The organism is Vineibacter terrae (assembly GCF_008039615.1).
Taxonomy (GTDB): Bacteria; Pseudomonadota; Alphaproteobacteria; order Reyranellales; family Reyranellaceae; genus Vineibacter; species Vineibacter terrae.
In genome coordinates this window covers 1-8,275 of the sequence record NZ_VDUZ01000097.1, presented here as the reverse complement: position 1 = coordinate 8,275, position 8,275 = coordinate 1, and the positions used below count along the sequence as shown (strand labels likewise).

Below are 8,275 nucleotides of genomic sequence, written 5' to 3'. Positions count from 1 at the left end.
GCAAAAAATCGGTCTGACGATCAACTTGGCGGAAATTACTCATCACAACCACGCTGGCTCGAGCCAATATCAACCCTCGATAATGAATCTCATTCCAGCTCTCGGCTCAAGTCCGACAGGCTGCTAGAAGCGGACGCGCGCAACATAGCCCGAGGAGCTGGCATGGCCTATCAGGTGATCGACTACCATGTCGACGAGGCGATCGCGATCATCACCCTCAATCGGCCTGATGACCTCAACACCATCGTGCCGCCGATGCTCGATGAGCTCGAGAACGCCGTCGGCAGGGCGATCCGCGACCGCGCGGTCAAGGTGATCATCCTGCAGGGTGCCGGCCGCGCGTTCTGCGCCGGCTTCAACTTCTCCGGTGGCTTCAGCCACTGGGACGAGCTCCTGGCCAGCGACGGCCAGTGGGATGCCGGCCGCGACCTGATGATGGTGACCAGCCAGGAGCTGGGCTGGGTGCCGCGCTTCATGTCGCTGTGGCGCAGCCCCAAGCCCGTGATCGCGCAGGTGCACGGCTGGTGCGTCGGCGGCGGCAGCGAGATGGCGCTGTGCGCCGACCTGGTCGTCGCGGCCGAGGATGCGCAGATCGGCACGCCCTATTCGCGCATGTGGGGTTGCCATCATGCCGGCATGTGGGTCTATCGCCTCGGCCTGGCCAAGGCCAAGGAGCTGGCCCTGACGGGGCGGCCGGTGTCGGGCAAGGAAGCCGCCGAGATCGGCCTGATCAACAAGGCCGTGCCGTTCGCGCAGCTGCAGGCCGAGGTGCGCCGCCAGGCCGAGGCCCTGGTCAGCATCCCGTCCTCGCAGCTCGCCGCCATGAAGCTGGTCGTCAACCAAGCCTACGACAACATGGGCCTGTCGACGACCCAGATGTTCGGCTCGGTCATGGATAGCATGATGCGCAACACGCCCGAGGCGCTGCGCTTCATCGAGAAGGCGCGGCGGGATGGCGTGCCCGCTGCCGTCGCCGAGCGCGACGGGCCGTTCGGCGACTACAGTCAGGGCATGAGCAAGCCCGACAAGACGCATGTCGTCTCGCTGCCCGCGCGGCCGAAATGATACGGCGATGACCGACCTGTCGCTTGCCCGCAAGGAGCCGTCCGCAGCGGAGGCGCGCCGCGACCTCGTGCTGCGGGCCGCGCAGCGGGTGTTCGAGGAGAAGGGCCTCGACGGGGCATCGATCCGGCTGATCGCCAAGGCGGCCGGCTGCACGACCGGATCCATCTATCCCTATTTCACGGGCAGGGAGGAGATCTACGCCGAGCTGCTCTCGCGCTCGCTCGACGACTACGAGCGCTTCCTGACGTCGCGCATCGTGCGCGGCGCCTCGCCGTCCCTGCGCTTCGAGGCGGCGCTCTCGGCGCATTTCGAGTTCTACGACAAGCGGCGCAGCGACATGTCGCTGGCGCTCTACCTGTTCAACGGCCTGAAGCCGCAGGGGCTGACGCCGCAGCTCGACGTCCGCCTCAATGTCCAGCTCGGGGCGATCCAGGCGATCTTCGCGACCTGCGTGCGCGAGCTGACCGGCGCCACCGGGCGCGAGGTCGATGACGAGGTTGGCGCCCACCTCGCCATGCTGTTCGGCCTGCTGGTCCTGCACCACACCAGGCGCACGCGGGTGCTGCGCACCGATGCGCGGGTGCTGCTGCGGCGTCACATCCGCCAGTCGCTGTCCCGGCTGCAGGGCGGACCCGGATCGGCGTAGGGGAACGAAGGGAACGACACCATGCAGCTCAGTGACTTCGACGAGTATCCGTTCCACCAGCATCCGACGCCGTTCAACATCCCTTTCACGTCGGACGTCCACTTCAACGACGGCTATTTCTGCGCCACGTTCGCCGACGACTGGTACGTCGTGACCGGTGTCAGGCTGCATCCCAACATGAACGTGATCGACGGCTTTGCCGGCATCGCGCGCAAGGGCGAGCAGCGTGTCGTGCGCGCGTCGCGGGCGCTGCGGCCGCGTTCCGCCGAGCTTTCGGTCGGCCCGATCAGGGTCGATATCCGCCAGCCGATGCGCGAGGTCGGTCTGGCGCTGGCCGATAACGACAGCGGCTTCAGCTTCGACCTGACCTTCAGGACGCGCTCGCCGGCGTTCCTCGAGGCGCCGTACCGGTTCCGCAAATACGGCCACCTTATCCACGACATGGTGCGCTACACCCAGGTCTGCGAGGCGACGGGAACGGTGCGGCGTGACGACGAGACGGTCGAGGTCAAGGCGTGGACCGCGATCCGCGATCATTCCTGGGGCGTGCGAGCCGGCATGGGGCCGGTCACGTTCCATGGCGGCGCCGAGCGCGACGAGGACGAGATCGATCATCGCCGCTTCCGGATCTGGGCGCCGCTGGCGACCGACCGCTACACCGGCTTCTTCAACACCCACGAGGACGAAGCCGGCAAGCCGCTCGATTTCGAGGGCGCCCTGTTCATGGCCGACGGCACGAAGGTCAGGCTGGTCGCGGTGCGCCACACGCTGGACTACGCGCCGGGCACCAAGAACGTCGTGGGCGGGGCGTTCTCACTGCTCGACAGCGACGGGCGCTGGCGCGACTACCGCATCAAGCTGGCCGGAACGCCGGCCGATGTGCAGGGCCTGGGCTACTATGGCGGCTGGAAGGACGGCGGCAGCGCCGGCGTCTGGCGCGGTCTGGGTCCGGTCGTCGAGACCGACCGCTATCCGTCCTCGCATCTGGGCAAGACAGGCCTGCTGTCGCTGCCCGAGGCCAAGCGGCTGGGCCCGACCGAGTTCCCCTGCCATCTGCAGGGACCGGACGGCGAGATGGGGATGGTGCATTTCGAGCAGCACATCTTCGGTCGCTACAAGCCCTACGGCTTCTGAGGCGACTGAAGCTATGCTCGCAGCCGCCGAGGCGTGGTGCAGCAGCTAGTTCCGCGCGGGCGATGCGCCGGGACTGCTTCCTCTGGTCAACAGGTCCATGAGCTGATCCTTGAGGCCGTCACCCGCCCCGCCGCAATAGGTGACGGAGCTGGACGCGTGCGTGATCCGCGGCCGTTCGGCAGGCGAGCCGACGAGCAGCCCCGTCGCGCCAAGCGCAACGCGCCACGGCAGGGGCAGCCGTTCGTCCGCGGCGATCCAGGCGGCGACCTTCGCGCAATTGAAGTGCTGCGGATGCAGGACGTAGAGCGCCGCAAGGGCATCGAACGGGTAGAAGCCGGGCAGGCCGACGACCCGCTCCCAGTAGTCGAGCCAAGGCCCAGCCCTCTGCGCGAGCCACGCCGCTGCGCCGGGACCGCCTTGCATCTGTATCAGATCCCGGCGGGTCACCATGACCGCGCGTGCCGCTGCGTAGGGTATCAGGCTGACGCGTCGGGCAAGTCTCAGGACGGTGGCAGCCGAGGTCCGGTCCTTGGCGAAGTTGAAGTCGCGGAAGATCGGTCCGTGGCCGAGGAGAATGCCGTGTGCGCTTCTGCCTTCGGCCGGATGGAAGACGTGGCCGGGACGCCGCCCCATGACCGCAACCAGCAGCGCGATGTTGCCCGCCAGGTCCGGCCGCCGCCGCAGCGTCGCCGCGACGTTCGTCAGCGGCCCGAGGCTGACGATGGTGAGGGGACCGCGCTCAAGCGCGTGCTCGAGCGCCGCATGCGCGGGCTCGATCGTCGTCGTTCGCTCCGCCTGAAGCGCAGCCGAGGCGCCGCTATGGACCAGGGAGGCCGCGTTTCCCACAACGCGCCCCATCAGGTCGCGCGTCGTTCGATCGACGACCGGCAGTGGCGCATTGCCGAAGACGGTCGAGATCCCGACGATCTCGACATCCGGCGAGCTCATGAGCAGGAGCATCGCGAAGCAATCGTCCGGATCGGCGTTGCCGCCGTGGCACGCAGCATCCGTGTCGATCCATACCCGTGACGGCCGATCCACATGCGGTCCGCTGCGCGACAGCGGCAGTGGCCGATCCTCGACCTCGCCGGTGCGCCAGCTTCGAACATGAGCGGTGCATGGCAGCGGGAGCAGCGCCGCCGCCAGGAGCAGCACGGCCAGCCCCGCGCGCACGAGCACCTTGTTGCCCGGCGCCATCATCCGGGTTTGCCTCTGGTAGGCGGCATAGGGCTCGCCAAACATGCGCTCGAGCAGCTGCTCCTCGGCGCGGGCGCGCCAGGCCAAGGTCGGGACAATGCCGCACAGCACGATCATGACGGCGGGCCAGCTGCCGAAGGCCAGCGCCTGGCCCGTGGCGAGCAGCGCGAGGCCCAGGTAGATCGGGTGGCGCATGCGACGATAGGGGCCGGTCGTGACGAAGCCCGCGCCCTGATCCGCCTTTGGCGCAAGGCTCCATGCCGGACCGAGCACGGCGCGGGATCTGACGACGAGGGCCGCGTCCGCCGTCGCGAGGGCGCATCCCGATAGGGCCAGCGGCAGCGCCATGCACGCCTCGGCGCTGCCGGCGAAGATCAGCAGCGCGGGAAGGAACAGGCCGAAGGCCGCGAGGTTCGCCACCATGGGCGCTCGGCTGCCGCCGTCCTGACGCGCCCGCGCCCCCGTCTCGCCACGACGCAAGCCGGCCAGCAGCAGCATGGGCCCCGCGAACGCCACCAGGGAGGCCGCCCGGAGGATGATCACCAGCGTCGACATTCACCGTGCTCGTGGCCGCATGAGATAGAGCGCGATGGGCAGCAGGAGGATGGGGAGCACATAGCTCACCGCGAGGGCCAGGATCGGCTGGTCCGCCCAGCCGTCGCCGATGGCGGCAAACGCGAAAGCCGCGGGCACACTGCCGACGGTGAGCGCCGCGGTGAACTTCCTCATCGGCATGCCCGCCAGTCCGGCGAGAAAGACCATGGCCTCCGGAACGCTGTAGGGAAGGCTGCGGGTCAGGATGATTGCCCAGGCGCCGCCGTGCTCGAACAGACGCTCCATCTTGTGCAGCGAACGGGGGCCGGCGAGGCGATGCGCAAGGCGCCGCGCGGCGGTGAGCATCAGGGCGTAGCCGAGAAGGCCGCCGGTGATCAGGGCGAGGCTGCCCACCAATCCGCCGATCAGCGTCCCATAGATGATGCCGAGCGCGGCGATCACCGCAGTCTGCGGGATCGGCAGCACCAGATCGGCCCAGATGAGCGCGATGCCCACGGCCCATGCCCATCCCTGGTGCTCCCGCAGCCGCAGGACGGCATCGCTCGCCTCCTGGGGCGTCGGGATCGCGCAGGAGGCCAGCACGAGAGGCAGAACGCCGACCACGACCAGGCCTTCTCTCATGTCGGCCTCCTTGCCCTCGGGCTACACCCAGCGGCGCACGCGGGCCTTGTAGCTGCGGTAGGTGTCGCCGAAGCGCCGTTCCAGGTACTTCTCCTCGCGCGCAACGACGCCGTAGCGGATCGTGATTGCCAGGGGCAGCGTGAGGATTAGGGTCCACGGGCTCTGTGCTGCGACGCCGATGCCGCCGTAGAGCAGGAACATGCCGAGATAGATGGGATTGCGTGTCCAGCGGTGAACGCCGGTCGTGACCAGCGCGCGCGTGGGCTGGTTCGTTGGCACCGGCGTGCCTGCCCCTGAGAAATTGCGAATGCCCGCAGCCGCAAGCGCCAGGCCGGCGGCGATCAGCGCGCCGGCAACAACCCAGCGGACGAGGTCGACGCCCAGGACAGGCAGGGGCAGCAGGTGATCCAGGGCGAGGCCGGGCAGAAGCGCGGCGAGGAAAAGGAGAGGCGGCCGGGCGATGACGCGGGCCGTTCGCGTGTCGGCCTCTTGCTGCCCAGTTGGGTCCGTACGCATCCGTGCTCCCGCCGATGCTGGGGCTGCGCAGTACAGAAACGACAACTAAGGTGTCATCCTGCGAGTTGACAACAACGGTGTCAACTGAAAATGCTGGCGAAGCTGAAGGGAGCGCATGCCATGGCGTCGGTGCGACACGGGGCCGGAACGGCCCCAGCGGCGGGTGCGACCGTCAACGCGAAGGCCGAGGCGATCACCGAGCTGATGCTCGAGGTGGCGCAGTGCTTCTTCAGGATTCGGGCCCTGGGCCAGAAGACGGGGCTCATCACGAGCTGGGGCGGCGGTGCATTCGGCTTCATGCGCAGCCTGGCGCTGCTTGGCCCGCTCACCGTGCCGCGGATCGCCCGGATGCGTCCCACCAGCCGGCAGCGCATGCAGCGGTTGGCGGACGAGCTGGCGGCCGAGGGGCTCGTCAGGTTCATCGACAATCCCAGGCACCGGCGCTCGAAGCTTGTGCAGCTCACTCCCAAGGGCGAGGCGCGCTACCACGCGCTCGAGGCCCGGCTCCTGTCGATCGCATCCACCATGGGCATTGCGCTCAGCGAGCCGGATATCCGCAGGACGACCGAGATCGTGCGGCTCCTGAGTGACGACGTGAAAACGCGCGCGGAGCGTGCACCCGCCGCCAGGCCATGACCTGGCCGCCCCGCGCTGCGCCGGGGACGGCGGTTGCGGCTCAGAACACCTTGTGCACCCAGCCGTGCGGGTCGGCGGCGCGCGTGCGCTGGATATCGATCAGCGTCGAGCGCAGCTTCTCGGTCTGCGCCGCCGAGCGGCCGTTGCCGATGGTGAAATTGCCGTCACGCGAGCGGACCGTGCCGATCGGCGTCAGGACCGCGGCCGTGCCGCAGGCGAAGGTCTCCTTGAGCCGGCCGCTGGCCGCGTCCGCCCGCCACTGGTCGAAGGAATAGGGCTCCTCGCGCACGGTGATGCCCATGTCGCGGGCCAAGGCGATGATCGAGGCGCGGGTGATCCCCGGCAGGATGGTGCCGCCCAGCGGCGGGGTCTGCATCGAGCCGTCCTCGAAGGCGAAGAAGATGTTCATGCCGCCCAGCTCCTCGATCCAGCGCCGTTCAGTGGCATCGAGGAAGACGACCTGCTCGCAGCCCTCCTTGGCCGCTTCCATCTGCGCCAGCAGGCTGGCGGCGTAGTTGCCGCCGCACTTGGCGGCGCCGGTGCCGCCGGGGGCGGCGCGGGTCAGGTCCTGCGACACCCACACCGAGACGGCGCTGTCCTTCGACTTGAAGTACGAGCCGACCGGCGAGGCGATGACGATGAACAGGTATTCCGACGACGGCTTGACGCCCAGGAAGACCTCGCTGGCGAACATGAAGGGCCGCAGGTAGAGGCTGCCGTCGCCTTCCGGGATCCAGTCGCGATCGATGCTGACGAGGTGCTCGAGCGCGGCCACGAACAGGTCCTCGGGCAGGCTCGGCATGGCCAGCCGCTCGGCCGATTTCTGGAAGCGGCGCGCGTTCTCTCCCGGACGGAACATCACGGCTCCGCCATCGGCGGTGCGATAGGCTTTCAGCCCCTCGAAGATCTCCTGGCTGTAGTGCAGCACGGCCGCTGCCGGGTCCATGGCGATGGGGCCGCGCGGGCCGATCACGGCGTCGTGCCAGCCTTTGCCTTCCGTATAGCGGATCGTGACCATATGGTCGGTGAACACCCGGCCGAAGCCGGGATCGCGCAGGATGGCGGTCCGCCGGTCCGGCGGCGTCGGCGCCGGATGCGCTTGGCGAATGAATTCAAGAGCCGAAGACTGAGACATGAAACTCTCGCATGTTGGCGTCGCACCGCCACGGCGCCGGAGCGCGTCTGCGGGGCACGAAACGCGGTCGAATTTACACAATGGCTCCGAAGCCGGTATCTGAAAAATCAGCTGTCGAAAACCCCGATCCTGTCATCTGATACATCTGTCATCCCGAGCGCAGCGGGGGATCTCCCGCGAATGGCGCACCGTGCCTCCCTCGCAGGAGATCCCTCGCTGCGCTCGGGATGACAGTCGGGCCGATAGTCGGTGTCAGAACCGCAGGCTGAGGCTGCCCCTGATGGCGTGGTCCTGGGCGCTGCCGGCGAGCTGGCCGCTATAGGCGATGCCGAACCGGGCATAACGGGTCACGTCGATGTCGATGCCGGCTTCGACGATCAGGCTGTCGCGCGCGATCGGCACCCCGACGACGGTGAACGGGCTGCCGCCGGCGCGGAACGCCAGGCGCTGCTCCGGCGTGACGTCGCCGAAGGCGTGACGCCAGCCCAGCGTGCCGCGCAAGGTCACCGTCGTCGTGTCGGACGGCGCCGTCACGGTCGCCGCCGCGCGCAGGCCCAGGGTGCTGAAGCCCATGTCGAAGGCCTGGCGCCGGCCGGCGAGCGCCGCCGCGCCGCCGGATTCGTCGATGCGGTCGCTGCGGTAATTGACCCAGGCCAGGCCGGCGAAGGGCTCGAACGCGACGCGCTCCAGCGCGATGGCATAGCCGGCCTCGCCGAACACCTGCGTGGTGCGGGCGCCGTAGTCGGCCTTCAGGCGATCGCCGATGCCGG

9 protein-coding genes are annotated in these 8,275 nt (G+C 68.6%); 4 read left to right on the top strand and 5 right to left on the bottom strand.

All coding sequences use genetic code 11. The features are described 5' to 3' along the window. Nucleotides 1-162 precede the first annotated feature (162 nt). From FHP25_RS40175 to FHP25_RS40165, 3 genes are read left to right on the top strand one after another with little or no spacing between them, the layout of a single operon-like run. A complete protein-coding gene (locus FHP25_RS40175) occupies nucleotides 163-1,065 on the top strand; it encodes a crotonase/enoyl-CoA hydratase family protein (protein ID WP_147852636.1) in 903 nt (300 codons plus the stop codon). 7 nt (nucleotides 1,066-1,072) lie between these two features. Beyond that, nucleotides 1,073-1,711 (top strand): TetR/AcrR family transcriptional regulator, encoded by a 639-nt coding sequence (locus FHP25_RS40170; protein ID WP_178134144.1) that lies wholly within the window; start codon nucleotides 1,073-1,075, stop codon nucleotides 1,709-1,711. A gap of 21 nt (nucleotides 1,712-1,732) precedes the next feature. Further along, complete coding sequence (locus tag FHP25_RS40165; RefSeq protein ID WP_147852634.1) at nucleotides 1,733-2,845, top strand: hypothetical protein; 1,113 nt, start codon at nucleotides 1,733-1,735, stop codon at nucleotides 2,843-2,845. A 45-nt stretch (nucleotides 2,846-2,890) separates the two neighbouring features. Here the strand turns inward: FHP25_RS40165 and FHP25_RS40160 are convergent, their stop codons facing one another. The 3 genes from FHP25_RS40160 to FHP25_RS40150 are packed head-to-tail and all read right to left on the bottom strand — an operon-like array spanning nucleotide 2,891 to nucleotide 5,734. Next, on the bottom strand, nucleotides 2,891-4,597 hold the full coding sequence (locus tag FHP25_RS40160; RefSeq protein ID WP_147852633.1) for a nucleoside hydrolase: 1,707 nt from the start codon (nucleotides 4,595-4,597) through the stop codon (nucleotides 2,891-2,893). Further along, a complete protein-coding gene (locus FHP25_RS40155; RefSeq protein ID WP_147852632.1) occupies nucleotides 4,598-5,218 on the bottom strand; it encodes a TVP38/TMEM64 family protein in 621 nt (206 codons plus the stop codon). A gap of 21 nt (nucleotides 5,219-5,239) precedes the next feature. Then, on the bottom strand, nucleotides 5,240-5,734 hold the full coding sequence (locus FHP25_RS40150; protein WP_147852631.1) for a methyltransferase family protein: 495 nt from the start codon (nucleotides 5,732-5,734) through the stop codon (nucleotides 5,240-5,242). 90 nt (nucleotides 5,735-5,824) lie between these two features. On the opposite strand from FHP25_RS40150, the gene FHP25_RS40145 reads away from it, so the two are divergent. Next, nucleotides 5,825-6,370, top strand: a complete 546-nt coding sequence (locus FHP25_RS40145; protein ID WP_147852630.1) for a MarR family winged helix-turn-helix transcriptional regulator — start codon at nucleotides 5,825-5,827, stop codon at nucleotides 6,368-6,370. A 40-nt stretch (nucleotides 6,371-6,410) separates the two neighbouring features. On the opposite strand, the gene FHP25_RS40140 is transcribed toward FHP25_RS40145, so the two are convergent. Both FHP25_RS40140 and FHP25_RS40135 read right to left on the bottom strand, forming a co-directional pair. Then, nucleotides 6,411-7,505 (bottom strand): branched-chain amino acid aminotransferase, encoded by a 1,095-nt coding sequence (locus FHP25_RS40140; RefSeq protein WP_147852629.1) that lies wholly within the window; start codon nucleotides 7,503-7,505, stop codon nucleotides 6,411-6,413. Nucleotides 7,506-7,757: 252 nt separating this feature from the next. Next, nucleotides 7,758-8,275: autotransporter outer membrane beta-barrel domain-containing protein (locus FHP25_RS40135; protein ID WP_147852628.1), on the bottom strand; the 518-nt coding region annotated here is incomplete at its 5' end.

Bases quoted from the DNA above. Each gene is read 5' to 3' on its own strand.
- FHP25_RS40175 (WP_147852636.1), top strand. From the start codon at position 163: ATGGCCTATCAGGTGATCGACTACCATGTCGACGAGGCGATCGCGATC.
- FHP25_RS40170 (WP_178134144.1), top strand. From the start codon at position 1,073: ATGACCGACCTGTCGCTTGCCCGCAAGGAGCCGTCCGCAGCGGAGGCG.
- FHP25_RS40165 (WP_147852634.1), top strand. From the start codon at position 1,733: ATGCAGCTCAGTGACTTCGACGAGTATCCGTTCCACCAGCATCCGACG.
- FHP25_RS40160 (WP_147852633.1), bottom strand. From the start codon at position 4,597: ATGTCGACGCTGGTGATCATCCTCCGGGCGGCCTCCCTGGTGGCGTTC.
- FHP25_RS40155 (WP_147852632.1), bottom strand. From the start codon at position 5,218: ATGAGAGAAGGCCTGGTCGTGGTCGGCGTTCTGCCTCTCGTGCTGGCC.
- FHP25_RS40150 (WP_147852631.1), bottom strand. From the start codon at position 5,734: ATGCGTACGGACCCAACTGGGCAGCAAGAGGCCGACACGCGAACGGCC.
- FHP25_RS40145 (WP_147852630.1), top strand. From the start codon at position 5,825: ATGCTGGCGAAGCTGAAGGGAGCGCATGCCATGGCGTCGGTGCGACAC.
- FHP25_RS40140 (WP_147852629.1), bottom strand. From the start codon at position 7,505: ATGTCTCAGTCTTCGGCTCTTGAATTCATTCGCCAAGCGCATCCGGCG.